Source organism: Streptomyces sp. NBC_00076 (genome assembly GCF_045041235.1).
Classification (GTDB): domain Bacteria; phylum Actinomycetota; class Actinomycetes; order Streptomycetales; family Streptomycetaceae; genus Streptomyces.
The window spans coordinates 2,687,660-2,707,350 of record NZ_CP108242.1; the positions used below are offsets into that span (position 1 = coordinate 2,687,660).

Below are 19,691 nucleotides of genomic sequence, written 5' to 3' on the forward strand. Positions count from 1 at the left end.
CGAGCGGGACAGGTCAGTGTCCGTCGGCCCAGGGGGCGGAGGGGGCGACGTCGCCCACCCCGCGAGTGCGCCGCAGGCGTCATTGCCCACAGCGCTTACGGCTCATGCCCGGTGGTTAAGCATTCGAAACCAGCGAGTAACGGCTACTTATGCGGCCCAACGCATAACTTGTAGCCGAACTATCCTACGGCCGTTCCGAACAGACTGCCCAGGGCGTACGTCACACCGGCCGCCGCACCCCCGAGAGCGAGCTGCCGCAGCCCGCTGAACCACCAGGTTCGCGCGGTCACCCTGGCCACGACGGCACCGCACGCGAACAGCCCCAGGAGCGCGAGCAGTACGGCGGGCCACAGAACGGTGGCGCCGAGCAGATACGGCAGCACGGGCAGCAGGGCACCCAGCGCGAACGCCCCGAACGACGACAGGGCGGCGACCAGCGGCGACGGCAGGTCGCCGGGGTCTATCCCGAGTTCCTCCCGTGCGTGTATCTCCAGCGCCTGCTCGGGATCGCGGGACAACTGCCGGGCCACCTCACGCGCCAGCCCGCGCTCGACCCCCCGCCCCTCGTACAGGGCGGCGAGCTCGGCCTCCTCGTCAGCGGGATGCTTCCTCAGCTCCCCGCGCTCCACCTCCAGCTCGGCCTCGACGAGCTCGCGCTGCGAGGCGACCGAGGTGTACTCGCCGGCGGCCATGGAGAAGGCGCCGGCTGCGAGTCCCGCGAGGCCGGTGATGACGATGGTCTGGTGCCCGACCGAACCGCCCGCGACACCGGTCATCAGGGCGAGATTGGAGACCAGGCCGTCCATCGCGCCGAAGACGGCGGGGCGCAGCCAGCCACCGTTGACGTCCCGGTGCGTGTGATTGTCGCGGTGCGCCTCGTGCAGCGCGGCCTCGGTTTCGATGAGCGCCATTCCGGTCCCCCAGAAGCTTTTTTGGACTGATTCCACTTTTTGACAACGCACACACTACGCTTCGACATTCCCGCCCACCAGCAAGGAAAGGCTCGGCTAACCTGCGGCTTTGCCCTCGGACGCTCATTCGATAGAGGTACCGCACAGATGTCGACCGGGTGATGATGAAGCCTCCTAGGCTCCGGCGAACCACTTGGGTGGGACACATCCGCAAAGGGTTTCGCGCCCTGTGCGAGACCCCCGTCGGAGGAGGCCGCGGATGGCATCCATCGCCTGCATTCCCTCGAGCCCGGCGCCCGGGAACGCCGCCGACCTCCGCGAGCGGGCCCGCGGCGCGCTGCTCGGCCTGGCCGTCGGGGACGCCCTCGGAGCCCCCGCGGAGAACATGAAGCCCTCCGAGATCCGCGCCCGCTGGGGCCGTATCACGGGCTACGTCACCGACACCCCCGCGGGCACGGACGACACCGAGTACGCGATCTTCTCCGGCCTCCTCCTGGCCCGGCACGGCTCCGCGCTCACCCCGGCCCATGTGGAGGGGGCCTGGCACCTGTGGATCGCGGACCGCGCGGAAGGCCCCTTCCGGGGCGCGGGCTTCAGCGAACGCGGCACTCTGGAGAACCTGCGCCGGGGCCTGGCCGCCCCCATCTCCGCCCAGCACCGCCACGCCTGGAGCGACGGCCTCGCCATGCGTGCCGCCCCCTTCGGCGTGTTCGCCGCGGGCCGCCCCGCCGAGGCCGCCCGCCTGGTCGCGATCGACGGCTCGGTGAGCCACGACGGCGAGGGCATCTACGGCGGCCAGGCGGTGGCGGCAGGGGTCGCGGCGGCGATGGCGGGCGCCTCGGTCATCGCGGTGGTCGCCTCGGCTCTGGCGGTCGTCCCCGACGACTCCTGGACGGCCCGCTCACTGCGGCGTGCCGTGACCGTGGCCCACCGAGGCGAACGCGCGGTCCGCTCCGCCGTGGTCATCGGCGGCTACCCCTGGACCGACCTGGCCCCCGAGGCGGTCGCCCTCGCCTTCGGGGCCTACGCGTCGGCCGACGGCGACTTCGTCCAGGCGGTACTGACCGCCGTCAACATGGGCCGCGACGCCGACACCACGGCGGCGGTGGCGGGCGCCCTGGCCGGCGCCACCCGCGGCGCCTCCGCGATCCCGGCCGACTGGGCCTCGGCCATCGGCCCGGCCCGGGGCAGCTGCCTGCCGTCGATGGCGGGCCACCACGTCCTGGACGTGGCGGAACTGCTGACGCCGGGCGAGGACGGCCGGTGGGGCGCCGGCGGATTCGTACCGAGCGAGGATGCGGGACGAGCCGACACCTCGCTGCCGCCCACCCTGCCCTTGCGGGCGCACGGCGAGACAGAGGTCGCCTCATGACACCCCCCGCCCCCTGGGACGAGACGACGCTCACCCTGGGCACGACCGAACCCGCGGCCGCCGACGGCGAGGACCCACCACCGGGGCCACCCGCACCCGACAACGAAAGCGGCACGGTTGGTGCGGGTGGGAACAAAGAGGCCGAAGGCGAAGCCGAGGCCGTTCACATCACAAGCCGCCGCATCGAAGGCCTCCTGCTCGGCCTGGCCGCAGGCGACGCCGCCGGCTGGCCCGCCGCCCGCCATCGAGCCGCCCGCATGCCCGACTGGACCCGCCGCCTCACCCGCGAACTCGACACCTTCGCCGAACAGAACGCGACCACGACCCTGCCCGTCCCCATCGCCCTCAACCAGGCGCCGGAGCCCCTGCGTCTCGGTCCGTCCGACGACGCCGAGTGGGCGGCCTTCGCCGCGGAGGCCCTGCTGCGGGCCGGCGACGACAGCGCCCTCGGCGACCTGAGCCGACAGCGACGCACCCGCGCCGCGATCGACCTCACCTGGAACGCCGTGGCGAGCGAGGTGGCCGCCGCCGCGAACCGCGCCCCCGAGATCGAGTCCGCGGTCCTCCCCCTCCGCGCCCGCATCTCGGTCCGCGCCGGCCTCGGCAACCTCGCCGCCGGCCTGCGCCCGCCCGCCACCGGCCACGACAACCCGCACTACTTCGACGACGCGGCCTGCGTCCGGGCGTGCGTCCTCGCCGTGGCCCACCCCGGCGACCCCCGACTCGCCGCCGACCTGGCCGAGTTCGACGCCCGCTACACCCAGGACGGCGACGGCGTGCACGGCGCCAGGGCGATGTCGGCGGCCCTCGCCCTGGCCCTGGCCGGAGCCGACGTCCACACCTGCACGACCGCCGCCCTCGCGGAGCTCCCCGAGTCCACGGAGATCGGCCGCAACGCCCGCCACGCCCTCACGCTGGCCCGTGACGCCGAAAGCACCTTCGCCCTGATCCCCCTGCTGGAACACCAGATCGTCGACCACGTCTACAGCTACGGCATCGCCGCCGCCGAGACAGTCCCGGTCGCCCTCGCCCTGGCCACCGCCGCGAACGGCCGGATCGCGGAAGCGGTACCCGCGGCGGCCTGCCTCTCCCGGGTCGCCGACTCGGCCCCCGCCCTGGCCGGCGCCCTCACCGGCGCCCTGGGCGGCGGCGCGTCGATCCCCGCCTCCTGGCGCGCCGCCTGCCGCACCCTCTCCGGCTGCGCACTGCCCCGGCTCACCGGCACGGACCTGGTGGAACTCGCCGAACTCCTGGAAGCCGCACAACCAGCCCCACCAGAGGGATGATTCAGAACATGACGCCCAAAACTGAAGAAAGTCGAGAAGTGAGCCTGGACGAGCGCATCGCCGGCGCCCTGGTCGGCGCGGCCGTCGGCGACGCGCTGGGCGGTCCCGTCGAGGGCTACTCCCCCGCGCAGATCCTGGAACGCCACGCCGGCCGCGTCCACGGCGTCGTCGGCCCCTGGAACGGCGACACCTGGCGCACCGCCCGCCCCATCGCGCCGTACCACAAGGGCGACGGCCACGTCACCGACGACACGTTGATGACGCACGCACTGGTACGGGTCTACGCCCAGGTCCGCGACCACCTGGACGCGTACGCGATCGCGGAGCACCTGGTCCCCGACCTGATGACCACCCCGCGCTGGATCCCGGAGCTGGAGGCGGAGGCCCTTCCCCTGCACCGTGTCTTCCTCGCGGAGAAGTGGCTGGTGGCGAGGCTCCACTACGGCCATGTCGACCCGCGCGAGGCCGGCGTCGGCAACATCGTCAACTGCGGTGCCGCGATGTACATGGCCCCGGTCGGCCTGGTCAACGCGGCCAACCCCCCGGCCGCCTACACGGAGGCCCTGGACATCGCGGGCGCCCACCAGTCGTCGTACGGCCGGGAGGCGGCGGCCGTCCTCGCGGCGGCGGTGGCCGCGGCGACCACACCGGGCGCCGGCCCCGACTCGGTCGTCGCCGCCTGTCTGTCCCTGGCGAAGGACGGCACCCGGGAGGCGATCGAGAAGGTCTGCGAAGCCGCGTCCCACCACACGGACTTCGAGTCGGCGCTGGGCCCGCTCCGCGAGGCGGTCGCGCCCTACGACACGGTGGGCCCCGACTACCGGGCACCCTCGCTGGGCGCCCGGCGCCCGTCGCGTCTGCACGCCATCGAGGAACTCCCCATCGCGCTGGGCATGTTGCTGGTCTCCGGCGGCGACTACCGGCACGCGGTCCTCGGCGCGGTGAACTACGGCCGCGACTGCGACTCCATCGCGACGATGGCCGGCGCGCTGGCGGGCGCCCTGGGCTCCCCGGTCCCGGAGGACTGGTCGAAACAGGTCTCGGAGGCGAGCCGTCTGGACCTGTGGGCGCCGGCGGCCACCCTGACGGCCGTCACCCGGGAGATCTTCGAACGGGACGTACGCCGACGCCGCACCCACGAGCAGGCACTCACCCTCCTCGGAGGCACCGGGTGCTCCGCCTGACCTGGGTCCAGCCGGAGGACCTCCTCGGCCACGAACTCCGTCAGGCGACCCAGGACGGCCGTGAACCCTCGGCGATCGCGTCCCGCTGGAAGGCGGCCGGAGGCCGACAGGCCCCGGAGACGGCGGGCGCCTCCCCCTGCCGCGTCTCCCGCGGTCTGCGCAGCCTGGCAGTGGATCTCCTGGACGAACTGGCGGACCTGCCCAGCCCCTTGGCGGACCGGGAGCCGACGGACCTGGACCGGATCAAGTCCCTGTGCCCGGACTGGCCGAGCGAGGCCGGCGGACGCGGCCGCGCCCATCCCGACGCCCACGCCACCGACCACGTCTCGGCCCAACCCTCCACCCATCCCGACACCCATGTCACCGCCCGGCCCACCGCCCCCACCCGGGCCCGCCTGGAAGCCGCCTGGCTGGGCCGAGCCGTCGGCTGTCTCCTGGGCAAACCCGTCGAGAAACTCCCTCTGGCAGCCATCCGCCAACTGGCCGAATCCGCTGGAAACTGGCCCCTGACCAGGTACTTCACAGCGCGAGGAGTCCCCGCCGCCCTGCTGATGGCACACCCTTGGAACCGCCGCTCGGCCGCCACCTCCCTCGCCGAGAACATCGACGGCATGCCCGAGGACGACGACCTCAACTACCCCCTCCTCAACCTCCTCCTGCTGCGACGCCACGGAAAAACCTTCACCACCAGCGACGTGGCGGCCCTCTGGCTCGACGAACTCCCCGCCGGCCGCACCTTCACCGCGGAACGCGTCGCCTACCGCAACCTCCTCACCGGCCTGGAACCCCCGCACACCGCCCGCCACCACAACCCCTTCCGCGAATGGATCGGCGCCCTGATCCGCGCCGACGTCCACGGCTGGACCAACCCCGGCGACCCGGCCGCCGCGGCCGAACAGGCCCACCGGGACGCCACCCTCACCCACACCGCCAACGGCGTCTACGCACCGATGTTCATCGCGGCCACCATCGCCCGCGCGGCCACCGGCACCACCGACATCCACACCGCGCTGCGCACCGGCCTCACCGTGGTCCCCCCGGCCTCCCGCCTGGCCCGAGCCGTCCACCACGCCCTCGAACTGGCGGGCGGCCAGCAGGACTTCGACATCGTCGTCGACGCACTCCACGCCGCCCACGCGCACACCCACTGGGTCCACGCCGTCCCCAACACGGCGCTGATCGCCGCCGCCCTCACCCACGCGGACGGCGACTTCACGGGCTCCATCTGCCGTGCCGTGTCCGGCGGTTGGGACACCGACTCCAACGGCGCCACCGCGGGCAGCGTCGCCGCTCTCCTCGCCGGCACCCCCTGCGCCCTGCCCGACCGCTGGACGGCCCCGCTGAAGAACCGTCTGTCCACCACCATCGGCGACTTCAACGGCATCGGCTTCGACACGCTCGCCCAGCTCACCCGCACGCTCACCCGCCCGGAGGCACCCCGCCCATGACTCCCATCGCCGCGGAGCACGTCAAGCCCCAGAGCCCTCTCACCGGTCTCCGTGTCCTCGACCTCGCCACTCTCTTCGCGGGCCCGCTGGCCGCCACCATGCTCGGTGACTTCGGTGCGGAGGTCATCAAGATCGAGCACCCCACCAGACCCGACCCGTCCCGGGGGCACGGCCCGTCGAAGAACGGCGTGGGCCTGTGGTGGAAACTCCTCGCCCGCAACAAGCGCACCATCACCCTCGACCTCTCCACCCCCGGCGGCCGCGCCACCCTCCTGCGCCTGGCCGCCACCGCTGACGTCGTCATCGAGAACTTCCGCCCCGGCACCCTGGAGAAGTGGGACCTCGGCTGGGAGGAACTGTCCGCCGCCAACCCGCGCCTGGTCCTCACCCGGGTCACCGGCTTCGGCCAGTTCGGCCCCGCCGCCCACCGCCCCGGCTTCGGCACCCTCGCCGAGGCGATGAGCGGCTTCGCCGCGATCACCGGCGAACCGGACGCTCCCCCGACACTCCCGCCCTTCGGCCTCGCCGACTCCATCGCGGGCCTCGCCACCGCCTACGCCGTCATGACGGCCCTCGCCGCCCGCGACCGCACGGGCGAAGGCCAGGTCGTCGACATGGCGATCATCGAACCGATCCTGACCGTGCTGGGCCCACAGCCGACCTGGTACGACCAGCTCGGCCACGTCCAGCCCCGCACCGGCAACCGCTCCCAGAACAACGCCCCGCGCAACACGTACCGCACGGCGGACGGCACCTGGGTCGCCGTCTCCACCTCCGCCCAGTCGATCGCCGAGCGGGTGATGCGGCTGGTGGGCCGCCCGGAACTGATCGACGAACCGTGGTTCGAGACGGGCGCCGGCCGGGCCGCCCACGCCGACGTCCTCGACGAGGCGGTCGGCACCTGGATCGCCGCCCGCACCCGCACCGACGTCCTGGCGGCGTTCGAGAAGGCGGAGGCGGCCGTCGCCCCGATCCAGGACGTCCGGGACGTGATGACCGACCCGCAGTACCAGGCCCTGGACACCGTCACCACGGTCGACGACCCCGAACTGGGCCCGCTGCGCATGCAGAACGTCCTCTTCCGGCTGTCCGCCACGCCCGGCGCGATCCGCTGGGCGGGCCGGCCGCACGGCGCGGACACGACGGAGGTTCTCACCGAACTGGGCCTGACCGAAGCGGAACTGGCCGCCCTGCGCGAGGCGGGCGCCGTATGACAGCGCCCCCGCTCACCTGGCTGTACGCCCCCGGCGACCGTCCGCAGGTCGTCGCGAAGGCCCTCACCGCGGGCGCCGACGTGGTCGTGGTCGACCTGGAGGACGCGGTCGCCCCCGACCGCAAGGACTACGCCCGCGCGGCCACCGCCGAACTCCTCACCGAACCGCAGCCGTTCCCCGTCCACGTCCGCGTGAACGCGCTCGGCACACCCGGCGCCGACGCGGACCTGAAGGCGGTCGCCGCCCTCCCGGGCGTGCGCGGACTGCGCCTGCCCAAGGTGACCTCCCCCGAGCAGATCGTCCGCGTCGCCGAGGACACGGCCCCCGCCGACGGCGGCGCACTCCCGCTGTACGCCCTCCTGGAGTCGGCCCTGGGCATCGAGCGGGCCCACGCGATCGCCTCCTGCCACGCCGCCCTGCGCGGAATCGCCCTCGGCGAGGCGGACCTCCGCGCCGACCTGGGCGTACGTGAGGACGCGGGCCTCGACTGGTCCCGCTCCCGGGTGGTCGTGGCCGCACGGGCGGCGGGTCTGCCCCCGCCGTCCCAGTCCGTCCACCCCGACATCGGCGACCTGGAGGGCCTCGCGGCCTCCTGTGCCCACGGCCGCACCCTGGGCTTCCTCGGCCGCGCCGCCATCCACCCCCGCCAGCTCCCGGTCATCGAGCGGGCCTACCTGCCCACACAGCGGGAGATCGAGGAAGCGGAGATGATCATCAAGGCGGCGACCGCGGACCCGGGCGCCCAGGCGTTGCCGGACGGCAGGTTCATCGACGCGGCGGTGGTGTCGGCGGCGCACCGCACCCTGTCACTGGCCCGCCGGACCTGACCACCGCCCACACACGATGAGGGCGCCCCGGAATCCCAGGGCGCCCTCATCGTCGTACGACGTGACGTCAGCTCTTCTTCGCCGACTCGGCCTCGTTCTTCACACCCGCGTCGGCGTCGGCATCCGCGTCCTTGTCCGGGGCGGCATCCGTGTCGGGGCCGGCTTCGGCGTCCGCGTTCTCGTCGCTCTTCGCGTCGGCTTCGGCCTCATCACCATCACCGGAGGCACCGTCCGCGCCGTCCGCAAGGTCCCCGGAGTCCGCGCCGTCGGCCGTACCGTCGGAGACACCCGGCTCCACGACGGCCTCCCGCCCCGGCCGCTTCTTCTGCGACAGCACGATGTACACCACCGCGAGAACGAACACGACCAGCGCGGTCCAGTTGTTCAGCCGCAGACCCAGGATGTGGTGGGCGTCGTCGATGCGCATGTACTCGATCCAGAACCGGCCCACGCAGTACGCCGCGACGTACAGCGCGAAGGCCCGCCCGTGTCCGAGCTTGAAGCGGCGGTCCGCCCAGATCACCAGCGCCGCGACACCGAGGCACCACAGCGACTCGTACAGGAACGTCGGGTGGTAGGTGCCCGGCACCCGTCCGTCCGCCGTCGACGTGATCTTCAGCGCCCATGGCAGGTCGGTGGGCTTCCCGTACAGCTCCTGGTTGAACCAGTTGCCCCAGCGGCCGATCGCCTGCGCGACGGCGATACCGGGGGCGAGGGCGTCGGCCCACGCCGGCAGCGGGATGCCCCGGCGCCGGCAGCCGATCCACGCGCCCACCGCGCCGAGCGCGATCGCGCCCCAGATGCCGAGGCCGCCCTCCCAGATCTTGAAGGCGTCCACCCAGTCACGGCCCGAGCTGAAGTACAGCTCGTAGTCCGTGATCACGTGGTAGAGCCGGCCGCCGACCAGACCGAACGGCACGGCCCAGACCGCGATGTCGGCCACCGTGCCGACCTGGCCGCCCCGGGCGACCCAGCGCCGGTTGCCGAGCCAGACGGCTACGAAGACGCCGATGATGATGCAGAACGCGTAGCCGCGCAGCGGAATGGGGCCGAGATGCAGCACCCCGCGTGACGGGCTGGGAATGAAGGCAAGTTCCATGGCAAGGTCGACGCTACCCTGCCGGGCCGCGCGCACGGCAGGCAGCCCGGCTACGGGTCCATAACAGGCGGGTGGTGAAGCCCTCCGGCGCCGCTTATCCCTTGTCGGCCTGCTTCACCAGTTGCTTCAGCTTCGCCGGGGTCATCGTCCGGTCCTGGTAGATGTTCTTGCCGTTGAGAAGCACCGTCGGCGTGCCGCTGAAGCCGCCCTTGCGGAAGGCCGCCGCGGACTTGTCGACCCAGCTGTTGTGCGTCCCCTTCTCGACACATGTGCGGAACGCGGGCGTGTCGAGACCGTCGACCTTCGCGGCCAGCTCGATGAGCCTGCCGTTGTCGGCGTAGCCGTCGTCGGTCTCGGCGGGCTGGCTGTCGTAGAGCACGTCGTGGTAGGCGGGGAACTTTCCGAGGTCCTGCGCGCAGGCCGCGGCGTTGGCCGCGTTGCGGGATCCGGTGCCGCCCAGGTTGCCGTCGATGATCGTCGCCAGGTGGTACTCCGCCTTCAGCTTCCCGGCGTCGGTCAGCTCGTGGATGGCGGGCCGGTACGCCGTCTCGAAGGCCTTGCAGGCCGGGCAGCGGAAGTCCTCCCAGACCGTGAGCGTCGACTTGGCGCTCTCCTTGCCGACCGGGATGGCGAGGCCGTCCTTGCCCTGTGCTCCCGAGGGCACCACGAGCGGGCCCGCGTCCTTGCTGCCGTCGTCCTTGCCCGCGTTGGCCGCGACGACACCGATCACCGCCGCGAGCCCGAGGACGCAGACCACGCTCGCGCCCACGATCAGGACCCGGCGGCGCCTCTCCGCGGACTTCTGCTTCTCACGCTCGACCGCCAGACGCTCCCGGGCGGTGCCTTTTCTCGCTCGATTCTTCTCGCTCACATCCCGCAGAACGAACCGGGGAGGCGCACCGCGCCTCCCCGGTCCCAGGTCCACCCGTTCGAGTGACCCGTACGACATGTCCCGACTTGTTACGCCTTTCCGCGCACGCCCTGGGCGAGCTCCCCGGCAAGCGCGCGGACCGCCTCGACACCGGCCGCGTCGTCCGGCGCGTCCAGCATCCGCTTGACGAAGGCCGAGCCGACGATCACGCCGTCGGCGAATCCGGCCACCTCGGCGGCCTGCCCGGCGTCGGAGACCCCGAGGCCGACACAGACCGGCAGGTCGGTGCCCGTGGCCCGGGTGCGCTCGACCAGGTCCTGCGCCTGCGCGCCGACCGACGCGCGAGTGCCGGTGACCCCCATCAGCGAGGCGGCGTAGACGAACCCACTGCCCGCCGCGGTGATCTTGGCGAGCCGTTCGTCCTTGCTGCTGGGCGCCACCACGAAGACGGTCGCGAGGCCGTGCTTCTCCGCGTGCTCCCTCCACAGCGCCGACTCCTGCACGGGCAGGTCGGGCAGGATGCAGCCCGCCCCGCCCGCGTCCGCGAGTTCGGCGGTGAAGCGCTCGACGCCGTAGCGGTCGATGGGGTTCCAGTACGTCATCACGAGCACCGGCTTCCCGGTCGCCTCGTGGGCCTCCCTGACGGTCCGCATGACGTCGGCGATCTTGACGCCGCCGCGCAGGGCGATGTCGTCGGCGGTCTGGATGACCGGTCCGTCGAGGACGGGGTCGCTGTGCGGCAGACCCACCTCGACGATGTCGGCGCCGCCGTCGAAGACGGCCTTGATCGCCTCGATGCCCCCGTCCACGGTCGGGAACCCGGCCGGGAGGTAGGCGATGAGCGCGGAACGCCCCTCCGCCCTGGAGGCGGCGAGGGTGTCTGAGAGCAGCTGACGCTTTCCACCCATGGATGCGGTCCCGCTCACTTGACGTCCCCCTCGATCTCCGCGGTGTCGTTGTCCGCGTCAGCGGCGACCTCGGCGTCGGTGTCGTACAGGCCGAAGTAGCGGGCGGCGGTGTCCATGTCCTTGTCGCCGCGGCCGGACAGGTTGACCACGATCAGGCCGGCCCCGCCCAGCTCCCGGCCGACCTCCAGGGCGCCGGCCAGCGCGTGGGCGCTCTCGATGGCCGGGATGATGCCCTCGGTGCGCGACAGCAGACGCAGCGCCTGCATGGCCGCGTCGTCGGTGACCGCGCGGTACTCGCCGCGGCCGATGTCCTTGAGGTAGGAGTGCTCGGGTCCGATGCCCGGGTAGTCCAGACCCGCCGAGATCGAGTACGGCTCGGTGATCTGGCCCTCCTCGTCCTGGAGGACGTAGGAGCGCGAGCCGTGCAGGATGCCCGGCTCGCCCGCGGTGAGCGTGGCCGCGTGCTCGCCGGTCTCGACGCCGTGCCCGGCGGGTTCGCAGCCGATCAGGCGGACGCCCTCGTCCGGGATGAAGGCGTGGAACAGACCGATGGCGTTGGAGCCGCCGCCGACGCAGGCCACGGCGGCGTCGGGCAGCCGTCCGGCCTGCTCCAGCAGCTGGCGCCGCGCCTCGACGCCGATCACCCGGTGGAAGTCGCGGACCATGGCGGGGAAGGGGTGCGGTCCCGCCACGGTGCCGAACAGGTAGTGGGTGCGGTCGACGTTGGCGACCCAGTCACGGAACGCCTCGTTGATCGCGTCCTTCAGCGTGCGGCTGCCGGACTTCACGGCGATGACCTCGGCGCCGAGCATGCGCATCCGGGCCACGTTCAGCGCCTGCCGCTGGGTGTCGATCTCGCCCATGTAGATGGTGCACTCGAGGCCGAACAGCGCACAGGCGGTGGCCGTCGCGACACCGTGCTGGCCGGCGCCGGTCTCGGCGATGACACGGGTCTTGCCCATGCGCTTGGTGAGCAGGGCCTGGCCGAGCACGTTGTTGATCTTGTGCGAGCCGGTGTGGTTGAGGTCCTCGCGCTTGAGGAACACCCGGGCGCCACCGGCGTGTTCGGCGAACCGCGGGACCTCGGTGAGGGAGCTGGGCCGGCCGGTGTAGTGCACGAGCAGGTCGTCGAGCTCGCGGGCGAACTCGGGGTCGTGCTTGGCCTTGTCGTACTCGACGGCGACCTCGTCCACGGCGGCGACGAGTGCCTCCGGGATGAACTTGCCGCCGAACGCGCCGAAGTAGCCGTCGGCGCTGGGGATCCGACCCTCGGGGTCGGGGATGAAGAACTCGCTGGGCATGCGGAAACCTCACGGTGAGTTTGGGACATACCGAATCGCCGTGGGGGCGGGGTGGTCAGTCGGCCGCGAGCCGCGTGTGGCTTGTCGCGCCCACACGGCAGAGCCGCACATTCAGAACTGCCCCCGCGCCCCTAAAGGGCGCGCTGCCATCGACGGCCGTTCACCTGACCGGGTTCGTCACCGATGACGTACCGGACCCTCCGCCCGTGCACCCGACGTGCCGGCGCACGGCAGCCTCGGGGACGGCAGCCACGCGCGAGGCGGGCGTACCGGTCCACGGTCGTCACAGTGAGAGTCATCGGCGCCAACCCTACTCGGGAATCAACCGCGCCCGTGCCGCAGTGCGGGGTGTTCGCCGGCCGCGACCAGGTCGGAGACCGCGGTCTTCGGGTCCTTGCCGGTGACCAGGGACTCGCCGACCAGGACCGCGTCGGCGCCGGCGTTGGCGTACGCGATGAGGTCGTGCGGGCCGCGGACACCCGACTCGGCGATCTTGACGATGTGGGCGGGGATCTCCGGAGCGATCCGCTCGAAGGTGCCGCGGTCGACGTCCAGCGTCTTCAGGTTGCGGGCGTTGACGCCGATCACCTTCGCGCCCGCGTCCACCGCACGCTCGATCTCGTCCTCGTCGTGCACCTCGACGAGGGGGGTGAGCCCGATGGACACCGCGCGCTCGATGAGGGACTCCAGGGCCGACTGCTCGAGGGCCGCGACGATCAGCAGCGCGAGGTCGGCGCCGTAGGCCCGGGCCTCCCAGAGCTGGTAGGAGGTGACGATGAAGTCCTTGCGCAGTACGGGGATGTCCACCCGCGCGCGCACCGCCTCCAGGTCGGCCAGCGAGCCGCCGAAGCGGCGCTGTTCGGTCAGGACGGAGATGACGGCCGCGCCGCCCGCCTCGTAGTCCGCGGCGAGCCCGGCCGGGTCGGCGATCGCGGCCAGCGCGCCCTTGGACGGGCTGGAGCGCTTGACCTCGCAGATCACCTTGACGCCGTCGCCGCGCAGGGCGGCCACCCCGTCCTTGACGGCGGGGGCCTTCGCCGCGCGATCCTTGAGCTCGTCGAGGCTGACGCGCGCCTGCCGCTCCGCGAGGTCGGCACGGACTCCGTCGATGATCTCGTCGAGCACACTCACGCGAGCGGCCCCCTTCCAGACGGTTGACTGTTCAAGCGGTTCGGCTTTCGCCACCGGCCCGCCCCATCGGGTGCGGGCGAGAAGAAAACCGATGGTCACTGCGATGGTATCCGGAGGAAGGCGTAGGCCTCACATCCGGTTGACGTCGGTCCCACTACCTGGACCTCCGCCAATTGATCAAGGGTGGAGCCAGCCACCGAACGGCAGGTTCCGGACAACCGAGAAGACCAGCAGCAACGCGCCCAGGGTCCAGACGAGCGCCGGAGCGGGATCGATCCGCAGCGGGCGTCCGCGCACCGCGTGCGCCACCCAGACGGTCCACAGGACGGCGAACCCCAGATAGCCCAGGACGGCCGCGGCGTTGTCGTGCAGCGCCGTCAGGAAGTCCCCGTGGACGAAGGCGTGCGCGCTGCGCAACCCGCCGCAGCCCGGGCAGTACAGGCCGGTGTAGCGCAGCAGCGGGCAGACGGGGTAGTGGCCGGGCTGATTGGGGTCCACGGTCCCCACGTACGCGAAGGCTCCGGCGACCGCGGCGAGGATCCCCACGGGCACCGCCAGCCGACCCACCATGCTCCCGGCGTCGGAGGGTGCCCCTGTCGCCCTGTGCTGGCTGTCGGCGTTCACGTCAGGCATTGTGCCGCGCCCCGGCCGTGCACGCGCGGGAGGGGCGGCCCCGACGGCACCGCCGGGTCGCCCCTCCACGAGCGCGCTTGTCGCGCCGTCGGTCTTCAGCTCTCCACGCCGGCCGGCTCGCGCTGCTCGGCGCCGCTGTGCACCGGGTGGGCCTGCTTCGGCATGCCCAGGCCCATCGCGCTCATGATCCAGCCGACCACGCCGCCGAGGACCGTGATCGCCATACCGGCCCAGAAGCCCGCCGGCTGGGCCAGCACCATGAAGGCGCCCGCCACGCAGAAACCGATGATGACGATCGTGACACCGGTCCAGGCGGCCGGGGTGTGACCGTGGCTGCTGCCCGCCATGACTTGCTCCTCGTTGCTGTGTACGTGTCTGAGCCGGACGCTCACGGTCCATCATCCCGTACGCCCGCGTGCGGGCTGTTCGGGGGTCGCCCTCGCGTGCCCGGCCGCCGGACGCCCGTGCTGTCGGGGCGGACCCCGTCGGTGTCCGGGCGGATCGGGACCTACGCCCCGGTGGGGTCCTCGCCCCGGTCGAGGGCCTTCCACAGCTCCTCGGGCCGGTCGGGGTCGACGACGGCCGTACGGCGGGGGCGGGGAGCGCCCGAGCGTTCGTAGCGGCCGGACATCGCGGGCCACAGGCGGCCGTAGCGCAGGGCGAGCAGCCCGGCGAGGAGGAGCAGGAGGCCGCCGACGGCCGCGACATACGGCCAGGCCGTGTGGGTCAGCGAGTCCACGGTGGCCGAGGTGTCCCCGGAGGCCTCCGCGGCCTTCTCGTCGAGCGCGGAGGTGTCGGACGCGCCGAGCAGGGCCGCGGCGATCGTGCCGGCGCCGGAGAGCGCGAGCAGGGCGGCCACGGCGAAGCGGCCGGTCCTGCGGACGGCGAAGACGGCGACGAGCGCGGCGAGGCCCACTATGGCGAGGGCCGCGGGGACGCCGGTGACGTCGCTGCCGGTGGCGGTCAGCGGGAAGTCGCCGCCGGCCACCGTCGCGGTGCCCTGCGACCACTGCTGTCGGGTGGCCAGCAGCGCCACGGCCGCGCCGAGCGCGCCGGACAGCAGAGCTATGGCAAGGCTTCGGCGGCCGGCCCGGGCGGGGCCTGCGGCTTCGGAACGAGGGTGCGGTACAGCAGTCACGTACCCCACTATCGCCTGAACCCCGGGCGAACGGTCACCCGGGGCCGAGTGAGAAGCGCCCCATTGTCGGCGATGCGCCCTACTTGCCCAGCCGGTTGGCCGTGTGCACCGCGCGCAGCACCGCCGCCGCCTTGTTGCGGCACTCCTGGTCCTCGGCGACCGGGTCGGAGTCGGCGACGATGCCCGCGCCCGCCTGGACGTACGCGGTGCCGTCGCGCAGCAGGGCCGTGCGGATGGCGATGGCGGTGTCGGAGTCGCCGGCGAAGTCCAGATAGCCCACGCAGCCGCCGTACAGGCCGCGCCGGGAGGGCTCCAGCTCGTCGATGATCTGCATCGCGCGGGGCTTGGGCGCGCCGGAGAGTGTGCCCGCCGGGAAGCAGGCCGTGAGCACGTCGAAGGCGGTACGGCCCCCGGCGACCTTGCCGGTGACCGTCGAGACGATGTGCATGACGTGCGAGTACCGCTCGACGGACATGAAGTCGACGACCTCGACCGAGCCCGGCTCGCAGACCCGTCCCAGGTCGTTGCGCCCCAGGTCGACGAGCATGAGGTGCTCGGCGCGCTCCTTGGGGTCCGCCAGCAGTTCGTCGGCGAGGGCCTGGTCCTCCTGCGGGGTGGCCCCGCGGTGCCGGGTGCCGGCGATGGGGTGGACCATCGCCTGCCCGTCCTCGACCTTCACCAGGGCTTCCGGGCTGGATCCGACGATGTCGAAGCCGTCGAGACGAAGCAGGTACATGTATGGCGACGGGTTGGTCGCCCTGAGGACCCGGTAGACGTCCAGCGCGCTCGCGGTGCAGGGCGTTTCGAAGCGCTGGGAGGGGACGACCTGGAAGGCCTCGCCCGCGCGGATGCGCTCCTTGACGTCCTCGACGGCCTCCTGGAAGTCGGGGCCGCCCCACAAGGCCGTGTACTCGGGGAGTTCGGAGGGCGGCAGGACGGCCGGGGGCTGGGCCACCGGCCGCGAGAGGTCGGCCTCCATGGCGTCCAGGCGGGCCACCGCGTCGTGGTACGCCTCGTCGACACCCGTGGCGAGGTCGTTGTGGTTGATCGCGTTGGCGATCAGCAGGACCGAGCCCTCCCAGTGGTCCATCACGGCCAGGTCGCTGGTGAGGAGCATGGTCAGCTCCGGCAGCCGCAGGTCGTCCCGCTCGCCGGGGCCGATCTTCTCCAGGCGGCGCACGATGTCGTAGCCGAGGTAGCCCACCATGCCGCCGGTGAAGGGCGGCAGGCCTTCCTGGTGGGGGGTGTGCAGGGCCTCGATGGTGGCGCGCAGGGCGGCGAGGGGGTCGCCGTCGACGGGGACGCCGACGGGTGGGGTGCCGAGCCAGTGGGCCTGGCCGTCGCGCGCGGTGAGGGTGGCGGCGCTGCGGACGCCCACGAAGGAGTAGCGGGACCACTGGAAAGCTGTGCGGCCGTTCTCCGCGGACTCCAGCAGGAACGTGCCGGGGCGCTCGGCGGCGAGCTTGCGGTAGAGCGCGACCGGGGTGTCGCCGTCGGCGAGGAGCTTGCGGGTGACGGGGATGACCCGGCGGTCGACGGCCAGCTTGCGGAACGTGTCGAGGTCCATGGCGGCTGACCTTACTGAGCCGACGACGGCGCGTCGGAATCGGCGCCCTCGACGGCCTTGAGGACGTCCTCGTCGAAGCAGGTGCGGGCGCCGGTGTGGCAGGCGGCGCCCACCTGGTCGACCTTGACCAGCACGGTGTCGGCGTCGCAGTCGAGGGCGACGGACTTGACCCACTGGAAGTGGCCGGAGGTGTCGCCCTTGACCCAGTACTCCCGGCGGCTGCGGGACCAGTAGGTGCAGCGGCCGGTGGTGAGGGTGCGGTGCAGCGCCTCGTCGTCCATCCAGCCGAGCATCAGCACCTCTCCGGAGTCGTACTGCTGGGCGATGGCGGGCAGGAGGCCGTCGGCGCTGCGCTTGAGGCGCGCGGCGATCTCGGGGTCAAGGGTGCTGGGCGCGGGCGTGCTGGTCATGGTGGCCATTGTGCCGCGCGCCACTGACCGTGACGGTGGTGCGTCCACTGGGCGGACCCGGTGGGCGGTCGTAGGCTGACACCATGTCCACTTTCGCCAAGCGTGAACGGCTCCTGCTCGCCGACCTCTTGGAAACCGCGGGTCCCGAGGCCCCGACCCTCTGCGAGGGCTGGCAGACCCGGGATCTGGCCGCGCACGTGGTGGTGCGCGAGCGCCGCCCGGACGCCGCCGGCGGGATCCTGATCAAACAGCTCGCGTCCCGCCTGGACAAGGTGATGGAGGAGTTCGCCGCCAAGCCGTACGAGGAACTGATCCAGCTGATCCGGACCGGCCCGCCGCGTTTCTCGCCCTTCCAGCTCAAGCAACTGGACGAGGCGTCGAACACGATCGAGTACTACGTCCACACCGAGGACGTCCGCCGGGCCCAGCAGGGCTGGACGCCGCGCGAGCTCGACCCCGTCTTCCAGGACGCCCTGTGGTCGCGTCTGGAGCGGACCGCCCGTCTGATGGGCCGCGGCGTCCCGACCGGCCTGGTCCTGCGACGCGCGGACGGCCGTACGGCGGTCGCCAACCGGGGCACTCCGGTCGTGACGGCGACCGGGGAGCCGTCGGAGCTGCTGCTGTTCCTGTACGGCCGGCACGACGCCGCCAAGGTGGAGCTGGACGGGGAGAAGGACGCGATCACCAAGCTGCACGGCGGAAAGCAACTCGGGATCTGAGAGGGCCGGTCATGATCAAGGTCGCGATGACGAGCGTGTACGTCGACGACGTCTCCAAGGCCCACGCCTTCTACACGGAGGTCCTGGGCTTCGAGACCCGCGTCCACATGGACCTCGGCGGCGGCACGCTGTTCGTCACGGTGGGCGCTCCTCAGGGGGCCCAGCAGGACCTTCAGCTGCTGCTGGAGCCCGGCCAGGGGCCCATCGCCGACCCGTACCGCAAGGCGGTCCGCGAGGCGGGCCTGCCCTGCATCGTGTTCTCCGTCGACGACATCGAGGCGGAGTACGAGCGGCTGCGGAAGCTGGGGGTCGAGTTCGTGCAGGGCCCGCAGGAGCAGGGGCCGGTGATCATGGCGGTGCTCGACGACACGGTGGGGAATCTGGTGCAGTTGGCGCAGCCGAAGGACTGACGAGGGTCAGCGGGGCAGTTCGGCGCGGCGCAGGTCCCCGACGCACAGCGCGACCACGCCGCCCAGCCCGCACACCCCGGCGCTGACGACGAACACGGGGCCGGTGCCCCAGGCCCCGATCGCCGCGGCGGACACGGGCATGCTCAGCGGGGCCAGACCGAGACTGACGAGGCTGGTGACCGCGGTGACCCGGCCGAGGAAGGCGGGGTCGGCGTGGGTCTGCAGCAGGGCGTTGCACATGGCTCCGCTGAGCCCGGCGAGCAGCCCGATGAGCAGCGCCGTGCCGACGGCCGCGACGACGCCGGGCACGTAGGCGAGAGCTCCGATGGCGACGGAGCCCGCCAAGAGGGCGTGACCGGCGACCTGTCCGGCGTGCGGCAGCCGTCCCCGCACGGTCAGCAGGAGCGAGACGGCCCCCGCACCGACACCGAACCCCGCGAGCACCCAGCCCATCCCGGCGGCACCCCAGCCGCGCTCGTCGGCCAGCAGGGTCAGGCCCACGTTGAGCGGTGCGACGAAGCCGAGGTCGCCGAGGGCGATGGCGAGCGTCAGCGGGGCGAGGACGCGATGGCGGCGGATGTAGCGGAGGCCGACCACCAGGTCGCTCCAGGCGGTGGTGGCGGATGCCCCGGTGGCGTCCTGGGGCAGCTCCCTGACCCTTACGGAGATCAGCAGCGGCACCGACACGGCGATCAACAGCCCGGCGAGCCCGAACGCGGCCCCCGCACCCCCGAGCACCACGCCGAGACCGCCGAGCGGGGCGCCGACGATCACGGCGAACCGGTACGCCAGGCCCCGCATCCCCTGCACCCGGGCGAGCTGTCCCTTGCCGGTGATACGCGCGGGCAGCGCGCCCACGGCCGGCACGAACACGGCGTCGACAGTGCCGAAGACCAGGGCGAGCACGGCCAGCGGCCACAGTCCCGGGCCGGTGAGGAACAGCAGCGCCGCCACCGCGAGGACGGCCGCGCAGCGGGCGGCGTCGCTGCCGATGACGACCCGGCGCGGACCGAAGCGGTCGGCGATCACGCCTCCGCCCAGCATCAGTACGGCGCGTGGCAGTGCGCTGACCGACATCACCAGTCCGGCCTGCGAGGGGGTGCCCGCCTGTACGGCGGCCCAGGACAGGGCGATGTAGTAGACGCCGTCGCCGGCCATCGACGAGGCGTACGCGCCCAGCCACCGCAGGACGTTGGGGTCGCGATGGGCAGGTCTGTCACCCAGGCCGACGGGGGACGCGGACGTGGCGGTCACAGCGGAGC

The 19,691-nt window shown here is 72.6% G+C and carries 20 protein-coding genes and 1 pseudogene; 8 read left to right on the forward strand and 13 right to left on the reverse strand.

The window, feature by feature from the left end; translation table 11 throughout:
* Positions 1-179: 179 nt before the first annotated feature.
* Complete coding sequence (locus tag OHA64_RS12270; RefSeq protein ID WP_405612086.1) at positions 180-911, reverse strand: VIT1/CCC1 transporter family protein; 732 nt, start codon at positions 909-911, stop codon at positions 180-182.
* A 259-nt stretch (positions 912-1,170) separates the two neighbouring features.
* Here OHA64_RS12270 and OHA64_RS12275 point away from each other — a divergent pair, with 259 nt between their 5' ends.
* Genes OHA64_RS12275 through OHA64_RS12300 form a run of 6 tightly spaced genes read left to right on the forward strand, consistent with a single transcriptional unit; the run spans position 1,171 to position 8,242 of the window.
* Complete coding sequence (locus OHA64_RS12275; RefSeq protein ID WP_405612088.1) at positions 1,171-2,283, forward strand: ADP-ribosylglycohydrolase family protein; 1,113 nt, start codon at positions 1,171-1,173, stop codon at positions 2,281-2,283.
* Entirely contained in the window at positions 2,280-3,569 is a 1,290-nt protein-coding gene (locus OHA64_RS12280) for an ADP-ribosylglycohydrolase family protein (RefSeq protein WP_405612090.1), read from the forward strand. The genes OHA64_RS12275 and OHA64_RS12280 overlap by 4 nt, the downstream gene beginning before the upstream one ends.
* Positions 3,570-3,577: 8 nt before the next feature.
* Entirely contained in the window at positions 3,578-4,753 is a 1,176-nt protein-coding gene (locus OHA64_RS12285) for an ADP-ribosylglycohydrolase family protein (protein WP_405612092.1), read from the forward strand.
* Positions 4,741-6,201, forward strand: a complete 1,461-nt coding sequence (locus tag OHA64_RS12290) for an ADP-ribosylglycohydrolase family protein (protein WP_405612094.1) — start codon at positions 4,741-4,743, stop codon at positions 6,199-6,201. The genes OHA64_RS12285 and OHA64_RS12290 overlap by 13 nt, the downstream gene beginning before the upstream one ends.
* Positions 6,198-7,415 carry a CaiB/BaiF CoA transferase family protein gene (locus OHA64_RS12295; protein WP_405612096.1) on the forward strand — a complete coding sequence of 406 codons (1,218 nt, stop codon included), beginning with the start codon at positions 6,198-6,200 and terminating at the stop codon, positions 7,413-7,415. The genes OHA64_RS12290 and OHA64_RS12295 overlap by 4 nt, the downstream gene beginning before the upstream one ends.
* The gene (locus OHA64_RS12300; protein ID WP_405612098.1) at positions 7,412-8,242 is read left to right on the forward strand and encodes an HpcH/HpaI aldolase/citrate lyase family protein; all 831 of its coding nucleotides are present in this window, start codon (positions 7,412-7,414) and stop codon (positions 8,240-8,242) included. Before OHA64_RS12295 ends, OHA64_RS12300 begins: the two co-directional genes overlap by 4 nt.
* Positions 8,243-8,479: 237 nt before the next feature.
* Here OHA64_RS12300 and lgt read toward each other — a convergent pair.
* The 11 genes and pseudogenes from lgt to hisI all read right to left on the reverse strand — a co-directional run.
* Positions 8,480-9,341: pseudogene (gene lgt / locus OHA64_RS12305) on the reverse strand (prolipoprotein diacylglyceryl transferase); the annotation flags it as partial.
* Positions 9,342-9,435: 94 nt separating this feature from the next.
* Complete coding sequence (locus OHA64_RS12310) at positions 9,436-10,212, reverse strand: DsbA family protein (protein ID WP_405612100.1); 777 nt, start codon at positions 10,210-10,212, stop codon at positions 9,436-9,438.
* Between the two features lie 89 nt (positions 10,213-10,301).
* The gene (trpA, locus tag OHA64_RS12315; RefSeq protein WP_405612102.1) at positions 10,302-11,120 is read right to left on the reverse strand and encodes a tryptophan synthase subunit alpha; all 819 of its coding nucleotides are present in this window, start codon (positions 11,118-11,120) and stop codon (positions 10,302-10,304) included.
* A 14-nt stretch (positions 11,121-11,134) separates the two neighbouring features.
* Positions 11,135-12,421, reverse strand: coding sequence for a tryptophan synthase subunit beta (gene trpB, locus OHA64_RS12320; protein WP_405612104.1), 1,287 nt, complete (start codon positions 12,419-12,421; stop codon positions 11,135-11,137).
* Between the two features lie 131 nt (positions 12,422-12,552).
* On the reverse strand, positions 12,553-12,720 hold the full coding sequence (gene trpM, locus OHA64_RS12325) for a tryptophan biosynthesis modulator TrpM (protein WP_189947481.1): 168 nt from the start codon (positions 12,718-12,720) through the stop codon (positions 12,553-12,555).
* Positions 12,721-12,742: 22 nt separating this feature from the next.
* The gene (trpC, locus tag OHA64_RS12330; protein ID WP_405612106.1) at positions 12,743-13,552 is read right to left on the reverse strand and encodes an indole-3-glycerol phosphate synthase TrpC; all 810 of its coding nucleotides are present in this window, start codon (positions 13,550-13,552) and stop codon (positions 12,743-12,745) included.
* A gap of 177 nt (positions 13,553-13,729) precedes the next feature.
* Positions 13,730-14,185 carry a DUF2752 domain-containing protein gene (locus OHA64_RS12335; protein WP_405612108.1) on the reverse strand — a complete coding sequence of 152 codons (456 nt, stop codon included), beginning with the start codon at positions 14,183-14,185 and terminating at the stop codon, positions 13,730-13,732.
* A 95-nt stretch (positions 14,186-14,280) separates the two neighbouring features.
* Positions 14,281-14,532: an HGxxPAAW family protein gene (locus OHA64_RS12340; RefSeq protein WP_405612110.1), complete on the reverse strand. Its 252-nt coding sequence runs from the start codon at positions 14,530-14,532 to the stop codon at positions 14,281-14,283.
* A 161-nt stretch (positions 14,533-14,693) separates the two neighbouring features.
* On the reverse strand, positions 14,694-15,332 hold the full coding sequence (locus OHA64_RS12345) for a TIGR02234 family membrane protein (protein ID WP_405612112.1): 639 nt from the start codon (positions 15,330-15,332) through the stop codon (positions 14,694-14,696).
* 70 nt (positions 15,333-15,402) lie between these two features.
* Entirely contained in the window at positions 15,403-16,890 is a 1,488-nt protein-coding gene (locus OHA64_RS12350) for an anthranilate synthase component I (protein WP_405612114.1), read from the reverse strand.
* An 11-nt stretch (positions 16,891-16,901) separates the two neighbouring features.
* On the reverse strand, positions 16,902-17,300 hold the full coding sequence (gene hisI, locus OHA64_RS12355; protein WP_405612116.1) for a phosphoribosyl-AMP cyclohydrolase: 399 nt from the start codon (positions 17,298-17,300) through the stop codon (positions 16,902-16,904).
* Between the two features lie 83 nt (positions 17,301-17,383).
* On the opposite strand from hisI, the gene OHA64_RS12360 reads away from it, so the two are divergent.
* Complete coding sequence (locus OHA64_RS12360; RefSeq protein WP_405612118.1) at positions 17,384-18,019, forward strand: TIGR03085 family metal-binding protein; 636 nt, start codon at positions 17,384-17,386, stop codon at positions 18,017-18,019.
* Between the two features lie 11 nt (positions 18,020-18,030).
* Entirely contained in the window at positions 18,031-18,429 is a 399-nt protein-coding gene (locus OHA64_RS12365; protein WP_405612120.1) for a VOC family protein, read from the forward strand.
* A gap of 6 nt (positions 18,430-18,435) precedes the next feature.
* Here OHA64_RS12365 and OHA64_RS12370 read toward each other — a convergent pair whose 3' ends face one another.
* Positions 18,436-19,683, reverse strand: coding sequence for an MFS transporter (locus tag OHA64_RS12370; RefSeq protein WP_405612122.1), 1,248 nt, complete (start codon positions 19,681-19,683; stop codon positions 18,436-18,438).
* Between the last annotated feature and the right edge of the window lie 8 nt (positions 19,684-19,691).

What these genes read in the sequence shown, in the direction of transcription:
- OHA64_RS12270 (WP_405612086.1), bottom strand. Translation starts at nt 911, where the DNA reads ATGGCGCTCATCGAAACCGAGGCCGCGCTGCACGAGGCGCACCGCGAC.
- OHA64_RS12275 (WP_405612088.1), top strand. Translation starts at nt 1,171, where the DNA reads ATGGCATCCATCGCCTGCATTCCCTCGAGCCCGGCGCCCGGGAACGCC.
- OHA64_RS12280 (WP_405612090.1), top strand. Translation starts at nt 2,280, where the DNA reads ATGACACCCCCCGCCCCCTGGGACGAGACGACGCTCACCCTGGGCACG.
- OHA64_RS12285 (WP_405612092.1), top strand. Translation starts at nt 3,578, where the DNA reads ATGACGCCCAAAACTGAAGAAAGTCGAGAAGTGAGCCTGGACGAGCGC.
- OHA64_RS12295 (WP_405612096.1), top strand. Translation starts at nt 6,198, where the DNA reads ATGACTCCCATCGCCGCGGAGCACGTCAAGCCCCAGAGCCCTCTCACC.
- OHA64_RS12300 (WP_405612098.1), top strand. Translation starts at nt 7,412, where the DNA reads ATGACAGCGCCCCCGCTCACCTGGCTGTACGCCCCCGGCGACCGTCCG.
- trpA (WP_405612102.1), bottom strand. Translation starts at nt 11,120, where the DNA reads ATGGGTGGAAAGCGTCAGCTGCTCTCAGACACCCTCGCCGCCTCCAGG.
- trpB (WP_405612104.1), bottom strand. Translation starts at nt 12,421, where the DNA reads ATGCCCAGCGAGTTCTTCATCCCCGACCCCGAGGGTCGGATCCCCAGC.
- trpM (WP_189947481.1), bottom strand. Translation starts at nt 12,720, where the DNA reads ATGACTCTCACTGTGACGACCGTGGACCGGTACGCCCGCCTCGCGCGT.
- OHA64_RS12335 (WP_405612108.1), bottom strand. Translation starts at nt 14,185, where the DNA reads ATGCCTGACGTGAACGCCGACAGCCAGCACAGGGCGACAGGGGCACCC.
- OHA64_RS12340 (WP_405612110.1), bottom strand. Translation starts at nt 14,532, where the DNA reads ATGGCGGGCAGCAGCCACGGTCACACCCCGGCCGCCTGGACCGGTGTC.
- OHA64_RS12350 (WP_405612114.1), bottom strand. Translation starts at nt 16,890, where the DNA reads ATGGACCTCGACACGTTCCGCAAGCTGGCCGTCGACCGCCGGGTCATC.
- hisI (WP_405612116.1), bottom strand. Translation starts at nt 17,300, where the DNA reads ATGACCAGCACGCCCGCGCCCAGCACCCTTGACCCCGAGATCGCCGCG.
- OHA64_RS12360 (WP_405612118.1), top strand. Translation starts at nt 17,384, where the DNA reads ATGTCCACTTTCGCCAAGCGTGAACGGCTCCTGCTCGCCGACCTCTTG.
- OHA64_RS12365 (WP_405612120.1), top strand. Translation starts at nt 18,031, where the DNA reads ATGATCAAGGTCGCGATGACGAGCGTGTACGTCGACGACGTCTCCAAG.